This window comes from Planosporangium spinosum, from assembly GCF_049999945.1.
Lineage (GTDB): Bacteria > Actinomycetota > Actinomycetes > Mycobacteriales > Micromonosporaceae > Planosporangium > Planosporangium spinosum.
Window position 1 is genome coordinate 40,757 of the sequence record NZ_JBLYUB010000016.1, and the last position, 24,832, is coordinate 65,588.

Genomic DNA, 24,832 nt, shown 5'->3' on the forward strand with positions numbered 1-24,832 from the left:
CGCTACGGCTGCGCGGTGACGCTACGGCTGCGCGGTGACGCTACGGCTGCGCGGTCACGCTACGGCTCGGTTCAGGCCGGCGGGTGGCGGGTGGCGGGTGGCGGAAGCGCGGCTCAGCTCAGGCCGGCGGGGAGCGGGCCGGCGGCGAGGAGCGCCACGACGGCGAGCAGCGCCGCGCGCAGCCGGTCGTCGTCGACCTCGGCGTTGAGCCCGAGGCGCACCCCGTGTACCGGTGTGGCCCGGCTGGCCGCGTAGTCGTCGCCGGGCGAGAGCAGCACCCCGGCCTGGCGGGCCGCGGCGACCAGCTGGCCGGCCGTCCACGGTTCGGGCGGCGCCAGCCACAGGTGCGGCGCGCCGGGGGCGGCCGGCACCGCGTACGGGGAGAGCAGGTCGGCCGCCAGCGCGTGGCGCGCGGTGGACGCGGTGACCCGGGCGGCCACCACCCGGGCGGCGGTACCGTCGGTGACCCAGCGCGCGAACACCTCCCCGAGCAGCGGGGCGGCCAGCCAGGCGGTGGCGCGGACCGCCGCGACGACCCTGGCCCGTGCCGCCGGCGGGGTGGTGAGCACCCCGACCCGCAGTCCCAGGCTGAGCACCTTGGCGGCGCTCGCTACGTGGCAGGTACGCGCCGGCAGCAGCGCCGCGACCGGGTCGGGGCGGTCGGGGGCCAGGACGGCCAGCGGGTCGTCCTCGACCACCCACACCCCGGCGCGGGCGCACACCTCGGCCAGCGCGGCGCGGCGGGCGGCCGGCATCACCCGGCCGGTCGGGTTGTCCAGGGTCGGCTGGAGGTGCACCAGCGAGACGGCGCCGTCACGGCACACCTCGGCCAGGGCCTCCGGCACCATCCCGGCGTCGTCCGACGGCACCGCCACGACCGGCAGCCGGCACTGGCGGGCCGCCGCGAGCAGCCCCGGGTTGGTCAGCACGGTGGTGGCGACGGCCGTACCGGGCTCGACCAGTGCACTCACGGCGGCGGTGAGGGCGTGCTGGGCGCCTGCGGTGAGCGTGACCTGGTCGGCGCCGGGCCGGAACCCGCCGTACGCCAGCCAGGCGGCGCCCGCCCGGCGGTGTGCCGGAGCGTCGTCCCCGCGGTCGGTGTCGACCACGGTCCGGAGCGCGGCCGGGTCGGCGGCGATTGCTTTGAGCGTCTCCGCGAGCAACCCGAGGGTGTCAATCCGGTGAGCCGGTGGGTGCAGAGCGGCCAGGTCCACCAGGTCTCCGGCCTCGGCCGGGCCGACGCCGAACCCGGAGCGGACGAACGTCCCCCGGCCCACCTCCCCGCCCACGAGGCCGCGCCGCTCCGCCTCGGTGTACCCGCGGGCGACAGTGCCGACGGTGACGCCGAGCGCGCGGGCCAGCGCGCGGTGGGTGGGCAGCCGATCACCGGGTGCGAGCCGGCCATGGGCGAGGTCGGCGGCGATGGCGTCGGCGATCGCCTGGTAGGCCGGGCGGTCGCCGGCGAGCGAACGCGGCCGCCAGGTGTCCCGGCCGGTCGCGGGCGGCCGCCTGTCCCGGCCGGTCGCGGCCTCCCGCTGGGTCTCGGGCGACCGCCGGGTACCCGGGTCGGCGGGATCCGAATGCGCCATGGATCGGATCCTCTCACGCCGAATTGACTGCACCGTACTCACAATTGACACCATGCAATAAAAAATCTATGGTGTCAATTGACCGCGACGGGTCGGGTGTGGCCGGTCGACGCCGGGTCGACGCTCCGAGGAGGCATGCATGCAGACGGAAGACCTGAGCGGTCGCGCCGCGGCCGAACCGATCGCCGCGACCGACCCATCCACCCCCGCCGAACCGATCGCCGTAGCCGATCCGCCCACCCCCGCCGAACCGATCGCCGCGACCGACCCATCCGCCCCCGCCGAACCGATCGCCGTGGCCGATCCATCCACCCCCGCCGATCCGCTCCCGGCGGAGCGGCGCAACCTGCGTCGGCTGTGGGGATCGGTCGGGGTGAGCCTGCTCGGTACGCAGGTGACGACCCTGGCGCTGCCGCTGACCGCGCTGACGGTGCTGCACGCCTCAGCCGGCCAGGTGGCGGTGCTCGCGGCGGTCGGGACCGCGCCGTTCCTGGTGCTGGGCCTGCCGGCCGGCGCCATCGTCGACCGGTTTCCGGCCCGCCGGCTCATGGTCGCCACCGACCTGGCCCGCGCCGCGCTGCTGGCCAGTGTCCCGCTGGCGTACGCCGCACACGCCCTCACGCTGGTCCACCTGTACCTGGTGGCCGCGGCGGTCGGGGCCCTGAGCGTCCCCTTCGACGTCGCCTCGCTGTCGGCGCTGCCCGCACTGGTACGCCCCGAGCGCATCGCCGCCGCCAACGTCAGGCTGGAGTCCACCCGGGCGGTCGCCGAGACCGGCGGCCCGGCCCTCGGCGGAGCCCTGGTCCAGGCGGTCACCGCACCGGTCGCGCTCGTCGTGGACGCGGCCAGCTACCTGCTGTCGGCGCTGTTCCTGCGGCGCCTGCCGAAACTGCCGGCACAGGCCCCCGCCGGCGCACGGGAACCGCTCCTGGCCCAGATCCGCGCCGGTATCCGGTTCTGCCTCGCCCACCGCTACATCCGGCCGCTGGCGATGAGCGCGGCGTGGATGAACTTCTGGACCCAGGCCCTGTTGGCGGTCTTCATCACGTACGCCGTGCGCGACCTGCACCTGTCCGCCGCGGCCGTCGGCGTCGTCCTCGGCGTGGCCAACCTCGGCTATCTGGCCGGATCGTTGCTCGTACCGTGGCTCAACCGGCGGCTCGGGCTCGGCCCGACGATCGCGCTGGGGGTCGCGCTGCACGGCGCGTACCTGCTCGCCGCGCTCGCCCCGTCCGGCTACCCGATGCCGTGGCTGATCGCCGGATTCATGATCGCCGCAGCCGGTCAGGGCATCTGGAACGTCGACGCGGTCAGCCTGCGCCAGACCACCACGCCCGGGCCGATGCTGGCCCGCATGAACGCCACCAACCGGTTCCTCATCTGGGGCACGATGCCGCTCGGCGCGGGCGCCGGCGGCCTGCTCGCCGCGGCCACCGACCTGCACACGACCGTCACCGTCGCCGCTGCCACGGTCCCGTTCGCCGTGCTCGCCGTCCTGTTGTCGGCGGTCCGCCGCCTGCGCAGCATGCCCGCGCCGGCTGTCGACGCACCAGCCGCCGTCGACGCACCAGCCGCCGTTGACGCGCCGGTCGCCGAGCCGGCACCGGCGCATGCCGGCTGAGCCGCCTAGCGTCGCGGGCGCGGGACGTCAGCGCCCGTCTCGGGTACGGGCCGTCAGCCGTCGGCCCGTACCCGCAGCGGCGCCAGCACCTCCGCGTAGCGCACCAGCTCGTCGAGCAGCGCTCCGGCCGAGGCGTCCATCATCTCGTTGGGCTTGACCCGCTGGTCGGAGTCGAGGAACTGGGTCACGAACGGGATGGACACCGCCTCGGTCATCGGCACCATCTTCAGGGTGGTCACGATCTGCTTGGCCATCTGCACCGCACGGGTACCCGCCGACACCCCGCCGTAGCTGACGAACCCGACCGGCTTGTGCTGCCACTCCTGGTGGAGGTAGTCGAGCGCGTTCTTCATCGGCGCGTTGATTCCGTAGTTGTACTCGGGCATCACGAACACGTAGGCGTCACCGGAGTCGATGGTCGCGCTCCAGTCCTTCGTGTGCTGGTGGGTGTACTGCCGCAGCCGGGGGTGCTGCGGCTCGTCCATGAACGGCAGGTTGATCTCGGCCAGGTCGAGGACCTCCACGTCGAACCCGCCGTGTTCACGGGCCCGCTCGGCGAACCACTGACCGACCGGCAGCCCGACGCGACCGGTACGGGTACTGGTGATGATGATCTGCAGCGTGGGCAACACACACTCCTTGGTGCAACTGATCGTGTGCTTTGTACCGTAACGCACCCGTCGTCCCGTCTGCGAAGTTGGCCGCCGGGCCATCGGCCCGCCGCGTGATGATCCAGCGTTCCGCCGCGATAATTCGTCGATGCGGAACGCGGTCATCGTCCACGGCATGCCCAGTCGGGAGGAGTACTACGACCCCGACCTCCCGACGGCCAGCAGCCACCACTGGCTGCCATGGCTGGCCAAGCAACTGCTCGTCCGCGACATCCCGGCGTACCGGCCGGAGATGCCGGCGGCGTTCGCCCCGGACTACCCGACGTGGCGTCGGGAGTTCGAGCGGTACGACATCACACCGGAGACGCTGCTCGTCGGGCACAGCTGCGGCGGTGGCTTCCTGGTGCGCTGGCTCAGCGAGCACCCCGCGACCCGGGTGGGCCGGGTCGTACTGGTCGCGCCGTGGCTCGACCCCGACCGCGGGCGGGCACCGGACTTCTTCGCGTTCACCATCGACCCCGACCTCGCCCCCCGCACCGACGGTCTGGTCGTATTCAACTCCGATGACGACTCCGACGGGGTCCAGCGCAGCGCCCACCTCATCCGGGACACCGTGACCGGCACCGACTACCGGGAGTTCCACCGGTACGGGCACTTCTGCGCGCACGACCTGGGCGGCCCGCGGTTCCCCGAACTGCTGACCGCCCTGCTGGACTGAGGACGTCGCCGCCCGGCCGGCCGGATCGACGGGCCGGGTTGGCGGAATGTGGCACCCGCATGTCCGAAAGTCGCGCGACAGCGCCGTACCGCTACGGCAGGCTGTCAGGGGTGAACACCGCATCCACTCCTGACCGACCTGGCCTCGGTTCCTGGCTACCCGGTTACCTTCTGCTCGCTCTCATCTGGGGCTCCAGCTTCCTGTTCATCAAGGTCGGCGTCCGCGAACTGCACCCGCTGTACGTCACGCTCGGCCGGGTCGTGGCCGGCGCGCTCACCGTGGTCGCACTGGTCCTGGTCACCCGTACCCGGCTGCCTCGGGACCCACGCGTGTGGGGCCACCTGGTCGTCGTCGGCGCGGTCGGCGTGGTCATCCCGTTCACCCTGTTCGGGTACGGCGAGCAGCGCGTGTCGTCGGTGCTCGCCGGTATCTGGAACGCCACCACGCCGCTGGTGGCCCTGCCGGTGGCGACCCTGGCCTTCCGTACCGAACGCCTGACGGCCCGGCGGATCGCCGGCTTCGGAATCGGCTTCGCGGGCGTACTCGTCGTTCTCGGCGTCTGGCACGGCATCGGCGGCGTCCAGCTCACCGGGCAGCTGATGTGCCTGGGCGCGGCGGCCTGCTACGGCTTCGCGATCCCCTACCAGCGGCGCTTCCTGAGCGGGCTGGCCGGCTCCGGCCTGGCCGTCCCCGCCGGTCAGCTCATCACCGCGACCGCGATGCTGCTGGTCGTCGCGCCGCTGGTCGCCGGTGCGCCGCCGGCACCGACCGCCCTGTCCGGCGACGTCGTCGCCAGCGTGCTGGCGCTCGGCGCGCTCGGTACCGGCCTGGCGTTCGTGCTCAACTTCCGGGTCATCCGGTTCGCCGGGGCCACCACCTCGACGTCGGTGACCTACCTGATGCCGATCGTCTCCACCCTCATCGGGGTGCTCGCGTTGGACGAGCACATCCACTGGTACCAGCCGACCGGCGCCCTCCTCGTACTCGCCGGGGTGGCGGTGTCGCAGGGGATGGTGCGGCTGCCCGGAAGCCGGTCGCGCGAACGGCGGGCCGCGCGGGAGCCGGCGACCGCGGCCGTGCGGTAACCGCGGGCCGGGACCACCGGCCGGGATCGCCGGCCGGTCGGTGGGCTACCGGCGGCGGTGCAGCAGCACGCAGTCGCCGCACATGCCACCGCCGTCGAGCCGGTAGTACAGACAGCAACTGCGGCGTACGAAGCGCAACTGACCGTCGTCGAGGGTGAGATCGCCGCTGCCCCGCAGCGGACCGTGGTTGAGCAGGTACCGGCCGTCGGCGTAGCAGCGTGCCGGCGTGGCGCTGTGCGCGACCGTCCCGCCGGACGCGACCGCGCGCAGCGCACCGGCCAGCCCGGAGGCGACGTTGCCCCACAGCAGCGGGGCCGCGACGGGTACCCGGGCGCGGACCGCGTTGACCAGGAGCCCGAGGTGGTCGTCGACGACCGTCTCGCACCAACGGCGGCGCAGCGCCGACCGGTCACCGCGCCAGCCCGCCCACCGTACGAGTACGACGGTGAATCCGCCCGGCGGGTCGTAGGCGAAGCGGACGTTCTCCGGACGCAGGTCGAGCAGCAGGTCCTCGCGCAGCAGCGCCGCCACGGCCGGGCCGACCAGACGGGCCGCGTAGCCCAGCACCACCATGGACGCGGCGACCCGGCGTTCCCCGGTACCCAGCCGGGCGGCCACCCGGTCGACGAGGTCCGCGGCGACGTCGTCGACCCCGGCACCGGCGGCGCGCAACCCGCTGGCCGGCGCCCCGGCATCCCGGTCGAGGCCGATCGCCAGCAGCGGGTTGGTCCCCGCCGCGCGCCGCACCGCCGCGGCGACGTCGCCGGCCGCGACGGATTTCAGCCGGTCACCGGCGGCCGGCGGCACGGCACCGCCGGCGGCGGACGGCGGGAGGTCACCGGCGGACATGCCGCGAACAGTAGCCGGCACGGTCCGCCGGCGGCGCGGCGACCTTCCGGGGCGAAGTGGACCGCGCCGGTACGCCCGCCCGGGTGCCCGCCCGTTCTGCCAGCTCAGCCCCGGTACGCCGGAAACCGGTGGTACACCATCCGCACAACTGCCGATGACGGCCGACGCTAATGCCTTCGACGTTCCTACATACAGGTTTATCTGTGCCCAATACGGAGATCGTGGCGCTACGCGACAGGACGGCTCGGCGCCGTGCGATGAGGACGGGTACGGCGCGGCGCGACCGGACGGGTACCGCGCGGCATGAGCGTTCGGGGCGGCGCCGCCCGATGAGGACGGCAACCGTCCGAACGGACTACGCGACGGGCCGGCGACCGATCGCCGGACCAGCGGACCATGTGGAGGAGCGAGGCGCGATGGGACAGGCCACCGATGGATCGTGACAGACTGAGCGCGCTCGACACCGCCTTCCTGTGCCTGGAGTCCCCGCGCGCGCCGATGCACCTGGGAGCGCTTGCAGTGTTCCAGTCGCCGCGGCGGATCCCCTCGGCGCGCCTGCGCACGATCCTCGGCGACCGCATCGCCCGGCTGCCCCATCTGCGCCAGCGGGTCCGGCCGACGCTGTTGCCGCCGGGCGCGGCGGTGTGGGAAGAGGACCGGTCGTTCGACCTGTCCCGCCATCTCCACCTCCACCAACTCCCCCGCGGCGGGCGGTCCACACTGGCGACGCTGGCCGCGGAGCTGATGGCCGAGCCGCTCGACCTGCGCCACCCGCTGTGGCAACTGCACGTCGTCCGGGGACTCGGCGGTGGGCGCTTCGCCGTCCTGGTCAAGCTGCACCACGCGATGGCCGACGGGCTGCGCGCGGTGGAGCTGAGCGTCGGCCTGCTGGACGGGTACGGTGACGCCCGGCCCGCTCCGGCCGCCACCCGGGCGGACCGTACCGCGGCCGGCCCGTGGCCGCTGTGGGGCGCCGTACGGACAACCGTCGCGGCGGCCCGGCGACCGGACCGGCTGCTGGCCGGCCTGGCCCGCACGGCGCTGGGTCTGCCGCACGCGATCGCGCAGACCGCGGGTACGGTCGGGATCGCGTCGTCCATCGTGGCCTCCGCCCGGCTCGGCGCCCTCTTGTCACCGATGCTCGACGCCGCGCCCGGCGGTCTGGGGCCGGGCGGTGGGTCGGCCAACGGCCGGGCCGCGGCCCCCGCGATCCCCGATCACACCGCCGTACGCTCGACCACCGAGGATGTGACCTCCACCGACCGCCGGCTGGCCCTGCTGCGGCTGGACGTCGGCACCGTGCGTCAGGTCCGCAGGCGGTACGGCGGCACCGACAACGACGTCCTGCTCGCGGTGGTCGCCGGCGCGCTGCGCGACTGGCTGGCCGACCAGGGCCACCAGGCCGACAGCCTCAACGTACGGGCGTTCATCCCGGTCAGCCGGCGCAGCCGGCCCGACGGCCCGCGCCGCGGCAACGTGCTGTCCGGGTACCTGTGCGATCTTCCGGTGCGGGAGGGTGACGCGCCCGCCAGGCTGCGGCAGATCCGGGCGGCCATGGACCGCCACAAGGCCGCCGGGTTCGCCAGCGGACCGGGCGCGCTCCCGGTGCTCGCCGACCGCCTGCCCGCCGTGCTGCACCGGGTCGCCGGGCCGCTGGCCCGGCACGGCGCCCCGCTGCTGTTCGACACGATGATCACGAACGTGCCCATCCCGTCGCGGCCGTTCACGCTGGCCGGCGCGTACCTGCAGGAGGTGTACCCGATCGCTCCGCTGGCCCGCGGCCAGGCCCTCGGGATCGCGCTCTCGGCCTACCAGGGCCGCGTCCACGTCGGGCTGCACGCCGACCGGCAGGCCCTGCCCGACCTGCACCGGCTCGCCGACGCGGTACCGGCCGCCCTGGCCGGCCTGACCGGCGCGGTGTGACCGGGGACAGCCGTACCGACGGAGTGCCCCGGCCGGCGGACCGGCTCCCCCGGCCGGGGCGCTTATCGACGTTCGTTCGCGGGGCGCCGTCGGCGCGGACTAGCCTTGACACATGAGCGTCCTGGGTATCGACATCGGCGGCTCTGGAATCAAGGGCGCGCCGGTGGACCTCGTCGCGGGTGACCTCGCGGCCGACCGGTACCGGCTGGAGACCCCCCAGCCCGCCACCGTCCGCGGCGTCGTCGACACGGTTGGCCTGGTCGCGCGGCAGTTCGCCGACGCGGGCGGCGCGACGGCCGGTGATCGGGGCGCCGGCATCGACGCCATCGGCATCACGTTCCCCGGCGTCGTGGTCGACGGCGTCACCAGAACCGCGGCCAACGTGGACAAGGGCTGGCTCGACGCACCCGCCGCCGACCTCTTCGCCGAGGCCGTCGGCCGGCCGGTCACGGTCGTCAACGACGCCGACGCGGCGGGCATCGCCGAGATGAGGTTCGGTGCCGGCCGGGGCCGGCGCGGCACGACGATCATGCTGACCTTCGGTACCGGGATCGGCAGCGCCCTGTTCCTCGACGGCCGGCTCGTGCCCAACACTGAGCTGGGCCACCTCGAACTGCACGGCGTGGACGCCGAGCTGCGCGCGTCCGACCGGGCCCGCGACGTGGAGGACCTGAGCTGGCCCCAGTGGGCCCACCGCGTGCAGCGGTACCTGCAGCACGTGGAGATGCTGTTCCAGCCGGGCCTGATCATCATCGGCGGCGGGGTCAGCAAGAAGGCCGACAGGTTCCTGCCGCACATCGAGCTACGGACTCCGGTCGTGCCGGCGGTGCTGAAGAACAACGCCGGCATCATCGGCGCCGCGCTCGCCGCGGCCGAGGCCGCGTCCGAACGGTCCTGATCCGCCGCCGAGGCCGCCTCCGAACGGTCCCGACCCCACCCCGCCGGGCGGCACCGACCGCCGCGGCGTGCCGTCAGCGCGGCAGCGGCAGCGCGTACGTCACCCAGCGGCCGTCGACCACGAACCCGACCCGCGCGTAGACCCCGACCGCGCCGGTGGGGCTGTCGGCGTCGACCCCGAGCATCGCGGACTCCCTGCCGTCCGCCGCGGCCGCCCGGAGGACCCGGCTCAGCAGGGCACCGGCGAGGCCCCGGCGCCGCCACGGACGGCGCACGCCGACCTGGCCGATGTAGATCCGGGCCGGGTCGCCGTCCCGGTAGCTCAGCACGTACCCGGCGATCTCGTCGCCGTCGAAGGCGAGCGCCGACAGGTCGGGCCGGAAGTCCTCCGACCGCACCGTCAACTCCGACCACTCGGGGAAGCCGCGCCGCTGGTTCCCCCAGTGGTCGGCGAACGCCTCCGTGTGCGCGCCGTACAGATCCTTCTCGTACGCGCTCCGATAGGTCGCGACGGTCAGCCCGTGCGGAGTCTCCAGCACCGGCGCCCCGACGGTGGCGGCGACCATGTCAAACCAGTACCGCACCGGCTCCAGGCCGAACCGCCGGTACAGGCGGATGGCCTGCTCGTCGGTGACGAGCGCGCCGGCGTGGACCTCCCAGCGGGCGTCGGGCGCGACCGCGCGGTGGATCTCCGCGGCCCGGGCCAGCTCCCAGCCGAACAGCTCCCGGCCGATCCCACGGCCGCGCCAGTCCGGGTGCACGCCGCCCATCAGGTCGAGCCGGAAACCGCCCGCGGGCGGCGTCGGCACGACGCCGAAGGCCACCGGCGTGCCGTCGGGCGAGAGCACCAGCCGGGTGTCCGTGGCCGGGTCACCGACCATGCCGCGCACGATCGACGCCACCCAGTCCGGAGTGAATCCGGCGGTCCCTCCGGCCGCCGCTTCGATCAGGTTGACCAGGGCGGCCATCGCCTCGGCGTCGGCCGCTTCGTATCCCCGCGTGGTCAGCTCGCGCATGTCGCGACCCTAACGACGGGTACCCGGCCGCGAAACCGATTTACCTCGATGGCGACCGCTCGGCCGGGGCGACGGCGCCGGGTGGACCGCGCCTCCACCGTTCGGGTGGAGGCGTGGTGCCGGACGACCGATACCGCAGGTCAGCGCTCAGTCGGGGCAGCGCCCGGGATCGGCCTTCGCTAGGGTGCGCTGACCCCCATGATCAAGGAGACATCCCTCAATGCTCCGTACCCTCAGGAATCGGACCCGACGGATGGGCCTGCTGGCCACCTCTGTCGCGACGATCGTCGCGGCCGGCTGGGCCACCCCGGCCAGCGCCGCCCCCGAGCCCTACGCCGCTGCCTACCTCTCCGCCCGGGCCATCGCGATCGGCGTCGACGAGTCGACCCGGGGCAAGACCGCACGCGTGGACGTGTGGGGCTGCTGCACCGGCGACCTGCCCGCGCGCGCGTCCGTGAAGATCGATGCGACCGCCGCGGCCGACGTGCTCGTGGTCGCCGTCAAGGGTGACCACTGCTCGGTGTCGGGCCGGGTCACCACCTGTGACGTACCCCTGACCGCGCTGCTCGACCCGGAGAGCCTGCCGGAGGTGAACCTGAAGGTTGCCAAGGGCGCGAAGGTCGGCGACAGGGCTTCCGTGAAGCTGACCGTCTCCGGCGAGGGTCTCAGGACCACCAGTGAGGACTCCGAGATCGAGGTCGTCGACTCCGCCGCCGACCTCGTCGCGAAGAGCTTCACCGCCCCGAGCGCCCGGCCGGGTGAGGTTCGCGGGTACCAGCCGACGTTCCGCAACAGCGGTGACGCGGCCGCCCGGTACGTCGGGATCTGGATCAGCGACGGCGCGTTCGTCCGGTTCACGCAGCACTTCAGCAACTGCCGGTACCACGACTCCGAGTGGGGCTCGTACGGCTACTGCGAGTTCGCACTCAACCTCGCGCCGGGTGAAACCGCGCGGGTCAGCGCCGACACGCCGATCTCGGTCAAGGTGCAGCCCGACGCACCGGGCGAGAACTTCGCCTTCACCTACTACCGCCTGGACGTGTTCGACTCGCCGCTGCAGGGCGATCTGGGCACCCCCGGCAACGGCCCGGCCCTGAAGGTCGAGAAGGTGTCCGCCACCCCGTCGATCGCCGCGTTCGGCGACGCCGACTGGTCCGACAACCAGGGCAACTTCGTGATCCCCACCGCCGCCAACCCGTCCGACGTCTCCGCCGTCGGCGCGACGGTGACCGGCCAGGTCGGCGCGACCGTCCCCGTCACGGTCGGCCTCAGGAACAACGGTCCGGCCTGGCTCGACGGCGGGCTCGACGGCGAAGGTCTCTCGCCGGACGCGCCCGGGCAGCCGGCGACCACCGTCACCCTGCCGCAGGGGGTCACCGTCGTGTCGGTCCCGGACGGCAACGACGGTCACAGTTCCGGCGGTACGTTCTGCGCGCCGATCGCCGACGGCAAGGCGGACTGGACGAAGAACGGCAAGGCCGAAGGTCTGGCCTACCGCTGCACCGCCAGCCGCGGCCTCGACGCCGGCGACACCCAACTCGCCACGTTCACGGTCACCATCGACGATGCGGCCACGGCCACCGGTACGGTCGTCGCGGCCGGCGGGAACGACGACCCGAACCAGGCCAACAACACGGCCGCCATCACGCTGAACCCGCCGGCCGGCGGCACCGGCGGCGGATCCGGTGGCGGCACCCCGGGTACCGGCGGCGGGCTGCCGGTCACCGGCGCGAACGCCGGGCTGATCGGCGGCGCGGGCGTCGCGCTGCTCGCCCTGGGACTCGGGCTCTACCTTGCGGTCCGCCGCCGCACGGTGGTCCTCGTCACCGGCGAGGACTCGACCTCGGGCTCCTGACCGATCCGGCAGCACCGGCCCGCCTGCCCCACCGCGGGCGGGCCGGTCCGGCTCTCCGACAGCCGGGCAGGTCGCCTCAGGGCTGGCGGGCCGGACCGCTCAGCGCCTCCGGGGTCAGCCCGTCCAGCCCGTCGACCACCAGGTCCGCCAGGTCGAGCGCGTCGGGCTGGGGCGGGTAGGCCGGGTGCGGCACGGCGACGACCCGCATCCCGGCGGCGTGCGCGGCGCGCAGGCCGTTGCTGGAGTCCTCGATCGCCACGCAGGTCCCGGGCGCGACCCCCAGCGCGCCGGCCACCGCCAGGTACACGTCGGGTGCCGGCTTGCCGCGCGGGACCTCCTCGGTCGACATGGCCACCGCGAAGCACGCCGCCAGCCCGGTCTCGGCCAGGACGGTCCGGATCAGCCGGGTGGGTGACGAGCTGGCGAGCCCGAGCGGCCACCGCTCGCCGATCCGGCGGACCGCGTCGACGGCGCCGGGCAGCACCGGCAGCGCCTCGGCGTACCGGTCCGCCATCCGGTCGACGACCTCGGTGGCCACGACCTCCGGGGGCCGCCCCACGCCGAGTTCCTCGCTCAGGTACCTCGACCACTCGGCGGTGCTCATACCCATCAGCCGCTGCTGGGTGTCGGGCAGCCACCGGCCACCCGTCTCGGCGACGTACGCCCGCCGCACCTGCTCCCACACCGGTTCGGAGTCGATCAGCACACCGTCGAGGTCGAAGATCACCGCGTCCGCCACGGCCCCATCCTCTCACCCGCCGCGCCCCGCGCCGGCCGTGCCATCCGCCGGATCACGCATGCCCGGCCGCCGCGGCGCCACCCGGCCGGTTCATAATTTCTGGTACGGGTCCATCAACTAGATCTACCGGGAGTGCGCGCGTCCGGAGCCGTCATGAGTACGCAGGACAAGCCGTTCGGGTACTGGCTGCGGTACCTCGACCACCTGATCGAGGACTGTTTCGTTACCGCGCTGCGCGCGCACGGGCTGTCCGGGGCGCACTGGCAGGTGCTCAACCTGCTGCGCGCGCACCCCGCACATCCAGCGGAGATCATCGAGTCGATGTGGCCGTTCTGGGATGATCTGGACGTCAGCCCGGACGAGGTCCTCCGGGCGGTCGTCAGGCGCGGCTGGGTCGAGCGCGACCGGGGCGGGCGCTTCATCCTGACGCTGGAGGGCGATGCGGCGCTCGAGCAGCTCAGCGGAAAGGCGTGCCGGATCCGGGAGGTGCTGACCGAGGGCATCACCCCCGACGAGTACGACATGGTCGTCGCCCTCCTCCAGCGGATGGCCGACAACCTGACGAAGGCGGGCGTCTCCCGGTAGCGACCGGGCGTCCACCGCTACCCGCCCAGCACCCGCTCCCGCAGGCTCGACCACTGCAACGAGTGCCTGATGCCGTCGGTCACCGACAGCGTCGGCCGCCAGTCCAGCAGCTCACCGATCCGCCCGGTACGGGCGTAGCAGCCGGGCGAGTCGCCGGGGCGCCGCCCCGCCTCCACGATCGCGACCGGCCGGCCGAGCACCTCCTCGAACGCGGCGAGCAGTTCACGCACCGTGACACCGGTACCGGAGCCCACGTTGATCACCTCGTAGCGCTTGCCGCCGCCGGCCGGGAGTACCGTGTCGAACCGCCGCAGCGCCTGCACGTGCGCCCGGGCGAGGTCCCAGACGTGGATGTAGTCGCGGATGCCGGAGCCGTCCCGGGTTGGCCAGTCGGTGCCGGTCAGCGTGAACGGCTCACCGTTCTCGGCGGCGAGGATCATCTTGCCGAGCGCGTGGCTGGGGTAGCGGCCCTGGAGCCCGGTCCGCATGGCCGGGTCGGCGCCGATCGGGTTGAAGTAGCGAAGCGAGATGACCCGCAGGTCGTGGGCGTGGGCGGCGTCGGCGAGGACGGTCTCGGTGATCGCCTTGCTGCGCGCGTACGGGCTGAGCGGCTCCAGCGGCGAGTCCTCGTCGACCGAGAAGTCGGCGCCGGGGCGGTAGATCGAGGCCGACGAGCTGAACAGCAGCCGGCCGCAGCCGTTGCGGACGACGTGCTCGACCAGGTCGATCGACTTGGCGACGTTCTCGCGGTAGTACCGCAGCGGCTGCTCGACCGACTCGGGCACGACGATCAGCGCGGCGGCGTGCACCACCGCCGCGATCTCCGGGTGCTCGGCGAAGACCTTGTCTATCAGGGGTCCGTCGGCGATGTCGCCGTGATAGAAGATCCGGTCCCGGACGAACTCGGCACGGCCGGTGCTCAGGTTGTCGACGACGACCGGCGTCAGGCCGGCGTCCAGGCAGGCGGAGGCGATGGTGCTGCCGATGAAGCCGGCGCCGCCCGCGATCAGAACCTTCACTGCGCACTCCTCCGGGTCCCTGCGACCCTGGTCGGCGGCCGAAACCGGCATACGGCGGTCAGTCCCACTCCCAGTGGAACCCGACGACGGCCTGCTCGATCGGGCCGAACCGGCAGTGCACGGCGAGGTCGTCGTCCAGCTCGACCGGCTGCCGGTCGACGACGCGGGCGTGGTCGATGCCGTCCCACCGGGCCAGCCACACCCGGGCCGGCACCCGCCGGGCGTGGAACTTGACCCACAGGGTCACGTCCTCGGCGCGGCTCAGCACTCCCCGGCGGAACTCAGGAGCGGGCGGCGTCTTGTAGAAGAACGTCGTGCGGACCTGGGTGAGCGTGGTCTCCCCGGCCGCGAGGGGCCGGTTGAGCAGGATGTCGACCGCGTACAGCGACTCGTTGACCCGGTAGATGCGCTCGCCGACCCGGCCGCCGCGCAGCACCTCGACAGCCAGTTCGTCGGTGTCGAACCGGTACGGGTAGCCGGACAGCCCGTCGACGGTCGACTGGATGACCTGGATGGTCTGGTGCTCGGCGGGCGACCCGTCGGGCCCCAGGATGTGCAGCTCGTGCAGGGCCAGGGTCTGGTGCCGGGGCGGGCCGCCGTGCAGGTACTCCTCGGACAGCGACTGCGCCTCGCCGGTGATGACCCGCACCGAGGTCGAGCCCCGCAGCATGTCCTGCAACCGGGCGGCGTCCCGGCCGTCGAAGGCGAACGCCGCCGTGAACAACCGTACGGTCGAGTGGTCGATCGCGCTGCCGTCCAGCGCCCGGCGCGCGGTGTCGACGAGACCGGGATCGGGATCCCCAGTGGACAGCGGGTCGACCGGGGCGGGGTCGGTCGCCTGCGCGAGTACCCGGGCCACGGCGTCGATGTCGATCTTCCCCGGGCGCGCCTGCGCCGCGAGCCGCTCCCACCGGGCGCGGTACTCCCCCGGGCGGAGCAGCAACATCCGCAGGTATGCGGAGGTCTGCGCCACCCCGCCGTCGGTCACGTCCGGCACCTCCCACATACACACGAATAGCCGTCAGCGTAGCGACTGCCGCAGGCGGTGCGCTCCGCGAGGAGTACCCGCGACGCCTCACCCGTACCCCAGCCATCCGCAGCCCGCACCCCGGTCCACTCCGGAGCCCGTACCCCAGCCATCCGCAGCCCGCACCCCGGTCCACTCCGGAGCCCGTGCCCCAGCCATCCGCAGCCCGCACCCCGGCCCGTACCCGAGCGGGGCCTTGCCGTATCAATTAACTTTGTTTATCGTTCCTGCTCAATTGATGGCGACCCATCGACCCCCTGCCCACACCTTGGGAGAGGCCATGAACAGAAAACGGGCAAGCCTCGCCGCCGCCGGCACGGCAGCCCTCCTCGTCGCGGGGGTGGTCGCCGTCGGCGCCACCTCCGCCAACGCGGCCGGCTCGGTGACCGCCTCGTTCTCCACCACCTCGTGGGGCACCGGCCAGACCGCCACCTACACCATCACCAACGGCAGCTCCAGCGCGATCACGTCCTGGACGGTCGAGTTCGACCTGCCGTCCGGCACCACGCTCGGCTCGTACTGGGACGCCCTGATGACCCAGTCCGGCAGCCACGTGGTGGCCAAGAACCGTGATTACAACGGGTCCGTCGCCGTCGGCGCGAGCACGTCGTTCGGGTTCAACACCACGGGCGCGGGCGCACCGGCCAACTGCAAGATCAACGGTGCGCCGTGCGGCGGCGGTAGCACGCCGCCCACCACGGCGCCGCCCACGACCGCGCCGCCCACGACCGCGCCGCCCACCACCGCCCCGCCCACCACGCAGCCCCCGACCAGCCCACCGCCGGGACCGGGCGGTGGCGGCAAGCAGATCGTCGGGTACTTCGCCGAGTGGGGCGTCTACGGGCGCAACTACCACGTCAAGAACATCCACACCAGCGGCTCGGCCGCCAAGCTGACGCACATCGTCTACGCCTTCGGCAACACCACGGGCGGCCGGTGCTCCATCGGTGACAGCTACGCCGACTACGACAAGGCATACACGGCGGCGGACAGCGTCGACGGCGTCGCCGACACCTGGGACCAGCCGCTGCGCGGCAGCTTCAACCAGCTGCGCAAGCTCAAGAAGATGTACCCGCACCTGAAGGTGGTCTGGTCCTTCGGCGGCTGGACCTGGTCGGGCGGCTTCACCCAGGCCGCGCAGAACCCGGCCGCGTTCGCCGACTCCTGCTACAGCCTGGTCAAGGACCCGCGCTGGGCGGACGTCTTCGACGGCATCGACGTCGACTGGGAGTACCCGAACGCCTGTGGCCTGCAGTGCGACACCAGCGGCCCCAACGCGTTCAAGAACGTGGTCTCGGCCCTGCGGTCGAAGTTCGGCTCCAGCGCCCTGGTCACCGCCGCGATCACCGCGGACGGCAGCAACGGCGGAAAGATCGACGCCACCGACTACGCCGGCGCGGCCAACAGCCTCAACTGGCTGATGCCGATGACGTACGACTACTTCGGCGCGTTCAACGCCCAGGGCCCGACCGCCCCGCACTCGCCGCTGACGTCGTACGCCGGCATCCCGACGCAGGGCTTCAACTCGGACGCGGCGATCCAGAAGCTGGTCAGCAAGGGTATTCCGCGTAACAAGCTGCTGCTCGGCATCGGCTTCTACGGCCGGGGCTGGACCGGGGTCACCCAGGAGGCCCCGGGTGGCACGGCGACCGGTGCGGCGCCCGGCACGTACGAGGCGGGCATCGAGGACTACAAGGTACTCAAGACCAAGTGCCCGGCCAACCGGACCATCGCCGGCACGGCGTACGCCAAGTGCGGCAGCGACTGGTGGAGCTACGACACCCCGGCCACCATCGGCGGCAAGATGAGCTACGCCAAGGACCAGGGTCTGGGCGGCGCGTTCTTCTGGGAACTCTCCGGCGACACCGCGAACGGTGAGCTGATCGGCGCCATGCGCGGCGGCCTCGGCTGAGTCTCGCCTCATCCGGTCGTGGGCATCTGACGGCGCCACAAGCGCCCGTCAGGTGCCCACGATCCTTTTCCGGCTTTCTTCCGGCCACGTGGCCGATCGTCGCTACGGCTGCGTGGCGTCGATCCCCAGGTGCGTAGCGACACCGGCGATCCGCAGCATGGCCAGGACGCGCGGCTGCGGGTCGGCGACGGTGAGCCGGCAGTCCTTCTCCCGCGCCAGCCGCCACCCGTGCAGCAGCGCGCCCCGGCCGGTGCTGTCCAGGAACGACACACCGGACAGATCGACCACGATGTCCCGGGGGCCGAACTCGGCGAGGACCCACCACAGGAGGGACTTCAGGCGAGGCGCGTTGACGTAGTCGACCTCACCGATGACGGCGACGCGGACGCTCTCCGCGCCACTCGCGACGACGGTCATCCGCAGCGCCTCGTCCGGGCGCCGGTGCCGCTCCACTGCCCGCTCACCCCTCATACTCGCCCGGTGGAGTGAGTTCACCCTATTCCTCGCGCGCCGACCCCGCCCGTCAAGCCGACGTGGACCAAACCGGACGGTTACCCATCAACCACCCGTATGGGCGTATTTGCCGTCACGGTTTCCGGAAACCGCGTGTAGCGACCCGTGGATGAGGGCATCTTGACAGCATGGATGCCGTGCGCCTGCTAACCGACCGGTACCGCCTTCTCGATCGGCTCGGCGCCGGTGGCATGTCGGTGGTCTGGCGCGCCTACGACGAGGTGCTCGGGCGCGACGTCGCGGTGAAGATGCTCAGCGGCAGCTACGCTGCCGACGCCGCGTCGCGGGATCTCATCCGCTACGAGGCACAGGCCGCCGGCCGACTGTCCCACCCGCACGTGACCAGCGTGTACGACTACGGCGAGGCGGTCGAGCCGGACGGTACCCGGCTGCCGTTCGTCGTGATGGAACTCGTCAACGGCGTGACCCTGGACGCCCGGCTGAGCGGCGGGCCGCTGCGCTGGCGGGTCGCCGTACGGGTGGCGGCCGAGGTCGCCGCCGCGCTGGCCGCCGCACACGCGCGCGGGCTGGTACACCGTGACATCAAGCCGGCGAACGTCATGCTCACCCCCACCGGGGTGAAGGTCGTCGACTTCGGCATCGCGGCGCTGGCCGGCGCCGACGCCGACAGCACGCCGACGGTCCTGGGCACCCCCGCCTACCTGGCACCGGAGCGGCTGGGTGGGCAGGCGGTCACCCCGGCCAGCGACGTGTACGCCCTCGGTCTGCTGCTGTTCCGCATGCTCATCGGCCGGCTGCCGTGGCGGGCGGACACGGCCACCCAGATGATCGAAGCACACTGCTACACCGAGCCTCAGCCGCTGCCGGCGATCGACGGCCTCCCCGCCGAGGTCGCCACGCTGTGCGCGCGGAGCCTCGCCAAGCGGCCGGAGGACCGCCCCAGCGCCGAGGAGGCCGCCCGTATCCTCGCCGCCGCCGCGGACATCCGGGTACCGCTCCCCCTCGACGACGCGTTGGCCTGGGATTCGACGTCCTCGGCGGACGGTGCGACCCAGGTCATCGTCGCCGGTACCGGTAACGCCGTCCCCGCGGCGCGCGGTGGGCGCCGCCTGCGCTCCCGCCGGGCCGTCGTGGCGGCGGGAGCGGCCGTCGCCGTGACGGCCACCGGCCTGGCGACCTGGTCGACCGTGGGCGGGGAGACGGAGGCGACCGCGCAGGCCGCCGCGGTACGCCCGCAGGCGGCGGCCACGCCCCCGATCTCCTGCGAGGTGCGCTACCAGACCAAAAAGGACGAGGCCGGTACGTTCAGCGTGGACGTCGCGGTCGTCAACAGTGGTGCCCACCCTGCCGACGACTGGAAAATGCGCTTCGAGTTCCCGGCCGACCAGCGGCTGACCGGCGGGACCGGTGCCGAGTGGACCCAGTCCGGCCGCACGGTCACCGCCCGCGGCGACGGCCCGCTCGCTCCCGGTGCGACGGCGACGCTCACCATGACCGGCGGGTACCAGGAGTCCAACCCGATCCCGACGACATTCTCACTCAACGACGCGGCCTGCCGGGCGACGATCACGGGCGCCGCCATGGTGCCGGTGGCCCTCACCGCCCCCCAGGCGCCGGCTGCCGCCCCCGCTCCGGCGGCGGCCGGCGGTACCGGCGGCGGTTCGGGTACCGGCACCGGTACCGGCATGCGGAACGGTCAGCAGTTGCCGCAGCAGTTGCAGCAGCTGCGCGACCGGCTGGCCAAGCAGACCGAGGCCGCCAAGGCCGCCAAGGCCGCCAAGGGCAAGGGCACCAAGGGCGCCAAGGGCTGACGCCACCCGGACCGGCGGGGACCTACCGGGCGGCGTCGAGGATGCCGAGGTCGATCTCGGGGTACAGCGGGTGGCGGTCGAGCAGGTCGGCCACCCGCTTACGGGCCCCTTCGACACTCGCGTCGGCGAGGTGGTACTTCGCCTTGCTCACCCCGCCCTTGTCGTCGGCGGCCGGCGTGGTCTGCTTCAGCACGGACGTGATGACGTCGGCGATCTCGGCGATCTCGGCCGCGCCCATGCCCAGCGTGGTGACCGCGGGCGTACCCAGCCGCAGACCGCTGGTGTACCACGGGCCGTTGGCGTCGAAGGGCAGCGAGTTGCGGTTGAGCGTGAGGCCGCACGAGCGCAGCGCCGACTCGGCCTGGCGGCCGGTAAGCCCGTAGCTCTCGGTCACGTCGACCAGCACGATGTGGTTGTCGGTGCCGCCGGTGAGCACGCGTGCGCCGCGCCGCTGGAGCTCCTCGGCGAGGGTACGGGCGTTGTCGACGATCGCGTGCGCGTAGTCACGGAAGCCGGGTTCGAGAGCCTCGCGCAGCGCGACGGCCTTGGCCGCCATGGCGTGCGGCAGCGGGCCGCCGAGCACCATCGGGCAGCCCTTGTCGATCGCGGGCGCGTACTCGCCAGTGGCCAGCACCATGCCACCGCGCGGGCCGCGCAGCGTCTTGTGGGTCGTGGTGGTCACCACGTGGGCGTGCGCGACCGGGTCGTGGTCGCCGGTGAAGACCTTGCCCGCGACCAGGCCGGCGAAGTGTGCCATGTCCACCATGAAGGTGGCGCCGATCTCGTCGGCCAACTCCCGGAACCGGGCAAAGTTGATCTTCCGGGGGTACGCGCTGTAGCCGGCGAGCAGGATCCGCGGCCGCACCTCCAGCGCCCGGGCCCGGATCTGGTCGAAGTCGAGCAGCTTGGTGGCCGGGTCGACGGTGTACGAGTGTGCCTCGAACAGCCGGGCCGACACGTTGTGCCGGTACCCGTGGGTGAGGTGCCCACCGGAGTAGTAGTCCATGCCGAGCAGCCGCTGGCCGAGGAACTCCCGCCGCAGCGTCTCCCAGTCGGCGTCACTGATCTTGGCCGGGTTCTTCTCGCCGAGCCGCTCCAGTGCCGGCGACTCGACCGTCGTGGCGAGGATCGCGAGGAAGGCCACCAGGTTGGCGTCCGCGCCGGAGTGCGGCTGGACGTACGCGTGGTCGGCGCCGAACACCGTGCGCGCGAGGTCGGTCGCCTCACTCTCGACGGCGTCGACGTTGTCGCAGCCGGCGTAGAAGCGGTGCCCGGCGAAGCCCTCGGCGTACTTGTCGGTGAACAGGTTGCCCTGGGCCAACTGGACGGCGAGCGAGCTGAAGTTCTCGCTGGCGATGAGCTTCAGGTGGGAGCGCTGGTCACGCAGCTCCTGGGCGATCGAGGCGGCGATCGACGGCGAGACCCGCGACACCACGTCGAGCGAGGCGTAGAACGCCGCCGCTCCCGCGTCGACCCGGGCCGGGTCCGTGCCGGAGAGGTAGCGTCGCAGCGAATCACTCTGAGTCATCGGCGCGTCTCCAAGCAGGCAGAATGAGTGGGCGCAAGCAGCGCCCGACTTTACCAGCCGGCGCGGCCACCGCTTATGCTCGCGTGGGCCGGAAGGGGCAGGTAGGTACATGCAGAACAACAGCGGGCTGTTCGCCGACGCCTCGAACTTCGAGATGCGGTACGTCAAGAGCTACGACCAGATCACGGAGATCGTCCAGGCGCTGCGGGTGCTCGGACTCAAGGTCGTCTTGACCAGCGGCTCGTTCGACATCCTGCACGAGGGCCACTCGATGTACCTGGAGGCCGCCCGCGGCTTCGGTGACTTCCTGATCGTCGGGCTGGACAGCGACGAGAAGCTGCGCAAGCGCAAGGGCCCGGGCCGGCCGGCCGTGCCGGAGCTGGAGCGGCTGCGCATGGTGACCCACCAGCGTGGCGTGGGTCTGGTCACGCTCAAACATGTCGACGAGCCGAAGTGGGCCCTGATCAAGGCGGTACGTCCGGACGTGCTGGTCGCGACCGCCGAGACCTACACGCCTGCGCAGATCGCCGAGCTGGAGGAGAAGTACTGCGGCCGGGTCGAGGTCCTGGAGCGGATGGCGACCGTCAGCACGTCGGCGCGGCTGCGCCGGCTGCAGATGGGGCTGGCCGAGGTGATGTCGCAGAAACTGTCCGAGCGGCTGCCCGAGCTGATCCAGGACGTGATCGACGAGACCGGGCGCAAGCCGGAGACCGGGAGCGGGTCCTGAGCACCGCGACGGGCAAGCAGGTCCTGCTCTACCTACCGGTCATCCACGCCGGGTACGAGGCACTGCTGGAGCGCCACCGCGACGCGTCGGAGGTACTGCTGCTGGGCCGGGGCTTCGCCGCGGAGTTCCCGGCGCTGCGCAAGGACATCCGGGCGCTGGCCCCCGACCGCGCCGCGGCCTACCTGCGCAGTGCCGGGGTACCCGCGACGGTCGTGGAACCGGGCGACCTGCCCGGCGCGGTGACCGCCGGCACCCTCGTCGTCCCGGACGAGGAGATCATGCGGGAACTGGTCGACCGGTACGGGTTCGACCGGGGCCGCGAGGTGGTCGTCGAGCGCACGTTCCTGCGCTGGGACCGCGCCTGGAGCCAGGCCGGGCGGCCGGCCGACTTCGACGGTGCGGTGGCCGCCGACGAGGTGGCGCGCGAGCTGACCCGGCTCGCGGTGGTCGAGGCGCGGCACAGCTCGGACTGGTGGCGCCAGGTCGGCGCGGTCGCCGTACGCGACGGCACGGTCCTGGACACCGCGTACAACCGCCACCACCCGACCGAGTACGCGCCCTATATCGACGGCGACCCGCGTAACGAGTTCCACCGGGGACTGCGCCCCGACCTGTCGACCGCGCAGCACGCCGAGGCGGCGATCGTGGCCCGGGCGGCCCGCGACGGGCGCAGCCTCGCCGGCGCCACCCTGTACGTGTCGACCTTTCCCTGCCCGACCTGTGCCCGGCTGGTCGCCGAGGCCGGCTTCACCCGCTGCTACTTCGCCGGCCCGTACGCGCTGCTCGACGGCGACACGGTGCTGCGCGCCGCCGGCGTGGAGCTGATCTGGGTCGACGTCAGCTCCGCGGCCGACCACTCATCTTGAACCGCACCGGCTGGTGCTCCGGGTCGTCCACGTCACCGACCACGACGTGCACGTGGACGTGGGCGATCGAGCTGCCGGTGTAACGGCCGTCGCCGTTGCGCGAGCCGATGGAGTAGAACTCCAGCTCGTACATGGCCTTGACCCATTCGAGCACGTCCCAGTACTCCGCGCGGGCCGCCGGCTCGAGGTCGAGCAGGTCCTCCACGTGCGCCCGGGGCACCAGCAGCAGGTGCAGCCGGGTGTTGGCGTACGGGTACTTGTTGGTCGTGACGATCCAGTGCTCGGTCTCGTGCAGCACCGGGTGGGCGGGGTCGCCGGTGAGGTGTTCCGGGCAGAAGATGCAGACCCCGTACTGTTCCAGCATCCGCATGTCGGCGAGCTGCTCCGGGTGCCGGAAGTTGTCCAGCTGGTAAAGCCCCATACCGTTATGTCCGTTCGTATCGCTCGAAGGTGTACGGCAGCTCCTCGCCGGCCGGACCGGGTTCGCTCTCGACGAGCCGGAACCCGGCCAGCCAGCCGGCCGGCATCCGCACGTCGCCCTCGACGTGGGCGTGCACGCGGGTCAGATAGACGGTGTCGGCCTCGGGCAGCGCTTCGGCGTAGATCTGCGCGCCCCCCATCACGAACACCTCGTCCCGCCCGGCGAACGCCTCGATCGACCGGGCCACCGACAGCGCGGCCGGCACCGACGGCTGGTAGATCACCGGTCCGTCGCCGGGACGCCCGGCCTGGCGGGTGACCACGACCGTGATCCGACCCGGCAGCGGCCGGCCCAGCCGGTTCACGATCGACTCGTGGTTGAGCCGCCCCGTCACCATGACGTGCCCGGCGGTGAGCGCCTTGAACCGGCGCAGGTCCGTGGGCAGGTGCCAGGGCAGGTCATTGTCCCGGCCGATGACGTCGTTCTCGCTCGCGGCGAGAAGGAGCGAGGTCCGCACGGCTTGACCGGTCCTCATGGCGCGACCGGAATCCGGCCGACCCCCGGGTGCGGGTCGTAGTCGGACAGCTCGAAGTGCTCGGCCCGGAAGTCGTGGATGTCGGTGATCTTCCGCCCCTCCTCGGTGAGGTGGACGGTGGGCAGCCGGCGCGGCTCCCGCTCCAGCAGCGGCAGCACCTTGTCGAGCTGATCGGAGTAGACGTGCGCGTCGGAGATCGTGTGGTAGTACACCCCGGCGGCGAAGCCGGTGAGCTGCTCCAGCATCAGGGCCAGCGCCGCGTACTGCACCATGTTCGACGGCACGCCGACCGGTACGTCGCCGGAGCGCTGGAACATGTGCAGGTGGATCCGCTCGTTGATGACGCGGACGTGTACCCAGCCGTGGCACGGCGAGATCGTGGTCTTCGGCTGCTTGCCCTCGCCCCGCACCTGGTACTGCGGGATCCACGGGCTCACGAAGTGGGTACGGTCGGTCGGGAACTCGGTCATCTGCTCGACCAGGTGCTTGAACTGGTCGAACGGCGGCCCCTCGACGGTCGGGAAGTCGTGGAACGCCCCGCCGTACGAGCCCGGCCCGATGTCACCGGCCGGCAGCCCGCGCTTGGCCGTCTTCTCCGGCGTCGCCCACGGCTCCCACCAGTCGCAGCCGAACTCGGCGAACTCGTCGAGGGTGGTCGCGCCGTTGATGAACGCGCACAGCTCGCCGATCGGCTTGCGCCAGAACGACCGGATGCTCCGGTCGGTGATCACCGGGAACCCGTTGGCCAGGTCGAACCGCATGGTCTGCTGCATCAGGGTGCGGGCCGCCGGCCCCTGCCGGGTCGGTGACGTCTCGCCGTGGGAGATGATCCGCGCCAGCAGGTCTCGGTACTGGCTGTCGGGCTTGCGCTGCTCAAACGGGACGTACTGCACCCGGCGACTCTACAGCGCGCCGAAGGCCGACCGGGCCGCAACCAAGATCGACGCAACTTCCGGGAAGTTGTGGTCTTGACGGCACCGCGAGGCCACAACTTCCCGGAAGTTGCGTTGATCTTCAGAGTGCC

23 protein-coding genes are annotated in these 24,832 nt (G+C 72.6%); 11 read left to right on the forward strand and 12 right to left on the reverse strand.

The genetic code is table 11. From position 1 onward, the window contains the following. Nucleotides 1–113: 113 nt before the first annotated feature. Nucleotides 114–1,589: an aminotransferase-like domain-containing protein gene (locus ACNTMW_RS20970; protein ID WP_426635411.1), complete on the reverse strand. Its 1,476-nt coding sequence runs from the start codon at nucleotides 1,587–1,589 to the stop codon at nucleotides 114–116. A gap of 139 nt (nucleotides 1,590–1,728) precedes the next feature. Here ACNTMW_RS20970 and ACNTMW_RS20975 point away from each other — a divergent pair, with 139 nt between their 5' ends. Further along, nucleotides 1,729–3,210, forward strand: a complete 1,482-nt coding sequence (locus tag ACNTMW_RS20975; RefSeq protein WP_426635412.1) for an MFS transporter — start codon at nucleotides 1,729–1,731, stop codon at nucleotides 3,208–3,210. Nucleotides 3,211–3,263: 53 nt separating this feature from the next. Here ACNTMW_RS20975 and ACNTMW_RS20980 read toward each other — a convergent pair whose 3' ends face one another. Further along, a complete protein-coding gene (locus ACNTMW_RS20980) occupies nucleotides 3,264–3,839 on the reverse strand; it encodes an NADPH-dependent FMN reductase (RefSeq protein WP_426635413.1) in 576 nt (191 codons plus the stop codon). Nucleotides 3,840–3,969: 130 nt separating this feature from the next. On the opposite strand from ACNTMW_RS20980, the gene ACNTMW_RS20985 reads away from it, so the two are divergent. Next, nucleotides 3,970–4,539 carry an RBBP9/YdeN family alpha/beta hydrolase gene (locus ACNTMW_RS20985; RefSeq protein ID WP_426635414.1) on the forward strand — a complete coding sequence of 190 codons (570 nt, stop codon included), beginning with the start codon at nucleotides 3,970–3,972 and terminating at the stop codon, nucleotides 4,537–4,539. A gap of 110 nt (nucleotides 4,540–4,649) precedes the next feature. Then, nucleotides 4,650–5,624 (forward strand): DMT family transporter, encoded by a 975-nt coding sequence (locus ACNTMW_RS20990; RefSeq protein WP_426635415.1) that lies wholly within the window; start codon nucleotides 4,650–4,652, stop codon nucleotides 5,622–5,624. A gap of 45 nt (nucleotides 5,625–5,669) precedes the next feature. Here ACNTMW_RS20990 and ACNTMW_RS20995 read toward each other — a convergent pair whose 3' ends face one another. Next, the gene (locus ACNTMW_RS20995) at nucleotides 5,670–6,473 is read right to left on the reverse strand and encodes a (2Fe-2S)-binding protein (protein ID WP_426635416.1); all 804 of its coding nucleotides are present in this window, start codon (nucleotides 6,471–6,473) and stop codon (nucleotides 5,670–5,672) included. A gap of 432 nt (nucleotides 6,474–6,905) precedes the next feature. Here ACNTMW_RS20995 and ACNTMW_RS21000 point away from each other — a divergent pair, with 432 nt between their 5' ends. Both ACNTMW_RS21000 and ppgK read left to right on the forward strand, forming a co-directional pair. Next, the gene (locus ACNTMW_RS21000; protein ID WP_426635417.1) at nucleotides 6,906–8,396 is read left to right on the forward strand and encodes a wax ester/triacylglycerol synthase family O-acyltransferase; all 1,491 of its coding nucleotides are present in this window, start codon (nucleotides 6,906–6,908) and stop codon (nucleotides 8,394–8,396) included. 112 nt (nucleotides 8,397–8,508) lie between these two features. Then, nucleotides 8,509–9,294, forward strand: a complete 786-nt coding sequence (ppgK, locus tag ACNTMW_RS21005; protein ID WP_426635418.1) for a polyphosphate--glucose phosphotransferase — start codon at nucleotides 8,509–8,511, stop codon at nucleotides 9,292–9,294. A 73-nt stretch (nucleotides 9,295–9,367) separates the two neighbouring features. On the opposite strand, the gene ACNTMW_RS21010 is transcribed toward ppgK, so the two are convergent. After that, nucleotides 9,368–10,309: a GNAT family N-acetyltransferase gene (locus ACNTMW_RS21010; protein WP_426635419.1), complete on the reverse strand. Its 942-nt coding sequence runs from the start codon at nucleotides 10,307–10,309 to the stop codon at nucleotides 9,368–9,370. A gap of 220 nt (nucleotides 10,310–10,529) precedes the next feature. Between ACNTMW_RS21010 and ACNTMW_RS21015 the strand changes: the two genes are divergently transcribed. Then, nucleotides 10,530–12,164: a hypothetical protein gene (locus ACNTMW_RS21015; protein WP_426635420.1), complete on the forward strand. Its 1,635-nt coding sequence runs from the start codon at nucleotides 10,530–10,532 to the stop codon at nucleotides 12,162–12,164. A gap of 76 nt (nucleotides 12,165–12,240) precedes the next feature. On the opposite strand, the gene ACNTMW_RS21020 is transcribed toward ACNTMW_RS21015, so the two are convergent. Further along, a complete protein-coding gene (locus ACNTMW_RS21020) occupies nucleotides 12,241–12,903 on the reverse strand; it encodes an HAD family hydrolase (protein ID WP_426635421.1) in 663 nt (220 codons plus the stop codon). 153 nt (nucleotides 12,904–13,056) lie between these two features. Between ACNTMW_RS21020 and ACNTMW_RS21025 the strand changes: the two genes are divergently transcribed. Then, entirely contained in the window at nucleotides 13,057–13,488 is a 432-nt protein-coding gene (locus tag ACNTMW_RS21025; protein ID WP_426635422.1) for a MarR family winged helix-turn-helix transcriptional regulator, read from the forward strand. Nucleotides 13,489–13,505: 17 nt separating this feature from the next. Here the strand turns inward: ACNTMW_RS21025 and galE are convergent, their stop codons facing one another. Then, entirely contained in the window at nucleotides 13,506–14,507 is a 1,002-nt protein-coding gene (gene galE, locus ACNTMW_RS21030) for a UDP-glucose 4-epimerase GalE (protein WP_426635423.1), read from the reverse strand. 58 nt (nucleotides 14,508–14,565) lie between these two features. After that, the gene (locus ACNTMW_RS21035) at nucleotides 14,566–15,495 is read right to left on the reverse strand and encodes a hypothetical protein (protein WP_426635424.1); all 930 of its coding nucleotides are present in this window, start codon (nucleotides 15,493–15,495) and stop codon (nucleotides 14,566–14,568) included. A 319-nt stretch (nucleotides 15,496–15,814) separates the two neighbouring features. On the opposite strand from ACNTMW_RS21035, the gene ACNTMW_RS21040 reads away from it, so the two are divergent. After that, nucleotides 15,815–17,446, forward strand: coding sequence for a glycosyl hydrolase family 18 protein (locus ACNTMW_RS21040; protein ID WP_426635425.1), 1,632 nt, complete (start codon nucleotides 15,815–15,817; stop codon nucleotides 17,444–17,446). A 102-nt stretch (nucleotides 17,447–17,548) separates the two neighbouring features. On the opposite strand, the gene ACNTMW_RS21045 is transcribed toward ACNTMW_RS21040, so the two are convergent. Beyond that, nucleotides 17,549–17,899: an STAS domain-containing protein gene (locus ACNTMW_RS21045; protein WP_426635426.1), complete on the reverse strand. Its 351-nt coding sequence runs from the start codon at nucleotides 17,897–17,899 to the stop codon at nucleotides 17,549–17,551. Nucleotides 17,900–18,087: 188 nt separating this feature from the next. Here ACNTMW_RS21045 and ACNTMW_RS21050 point away from each other — a divergent pair, with 188 nt between their 5' ends. After that, on the forward strand, nucleotides 18,088–19,731 hold the full coding sequence (locus tag ACNTMW_RS21050; protein ID WP_426635428.1) for a serine/threonine-protein kinase: 1,644 nt from the start codon (nucleotides 18,088–18,090) through the stop codon (nucleotides 19,729–19,731). A 22-nt stretch (nucleotides 19,732–19,753) separates the two neighbouring features. Here the strand turns inward: ACNTMW_RS21050 and ACNTMW_RS21055 are convergent, their stop codons facing one another. Continuing rightward, on the reverse strand, nucleotides 19,754–21,259 hold the full coding sequence (locus tag ACNTMW_RS21055; protein WP_426635429.1) for a glycine hydroxymethyltransferase: 1,506 nt from the start codon (nucleotides 21,257–21,259) through the stop codon (nucleotides 19,754–19,756). A 109-nt stretch (nucleotides 21,260–21,368) separates the two neighbouring features. Here ACNTMW_RS21055 and ACNTMW_RS21060 point away from each other — a divergent pair, with 109 nt between their 5' ends. Together ACNTMW_RS21060 and ACNTMW_RS21065 are read left to right on the forward strand one after the other, a co-directional pair. Further along, the gene (locus tag ACNTMW_RS21060) at nucleotides 21,369–21,986 is read left to right on the forward strand and encodes an adenylyltransferase/cytidyltransferase family protein (RefSeq protein WP_426635430.1); all 618 of its coding nucleotides are present in this window, start codon (nucleotides 21,369–21,371) and stop codon (nucleotides 21,984–21,986) included. Nucleotides 21,987–22,198: 212 nt separating this feature from the next. Beyond that, nucleotides 22,199–22,852: a deoxycytidylate deaminase gene (locus ACNTMW_RS21065; protein WP_426635431.1), complete on the forward strand. Its 654-nt coding sequence runs from the start codon at nucleotides 22,199–22,201 to the stop codon at nucleotides 22,850–22,852. On the opposite strand, the gene ACNTMW_RS21070 is transcribed toward ACNTMW_RS21065, so the two are convergent. The 3 genes from ACNTMW_RS21070 to thyA are packed head-to-tail and all read right to left on the reverse strand — an operon-like array spanning nucleotide 22,824 to nucleotide 24,701. Further along, complete coding sequence (locus ACNTMW_RS21070) at nucleotides 22,824–23,273, reverse strand: HIT family protein (protein ID WP_426635432.1); 450 nt, start codon at nucleotides 23,271–23,273, stop codon at nucleotides 22,824–22,826. The two genes, ACNTMW_RS21065 and ACNTMW_RS21070, sit on opposite strands and share 29 nt — an antisense overlap. 4 nt (nucleotides 23,274–23,277) lie before the next feature. Then, a complete protein-coding gene (locus tag ACNTMW_RS21075; RefSeq protein WP_426635433.1) occupies nucleotides 23,278–23,808 on the reverse strand; it encodes a dihydrofolate reductase in 531 nt (176 codons plus the stop codon). Continuing rightward, nucleotides 23,805–24,701, reverse strand: coding sequence for a thymidylate synthase (gene thyA / locus ACNTMW_RS21080; protein ID WP_426635434.1), 897 nt, complete (start codon nucleotides 24,699–24,701; stop codon nucleotides 23,805–23,807). The genes ACNTMW_RS21075 and thyA overlap by 4 nt, the downstream gene beginning before the upstream one ends. Nucleotides 24,702–24,832: the final 131 nt, after the last annotated feature.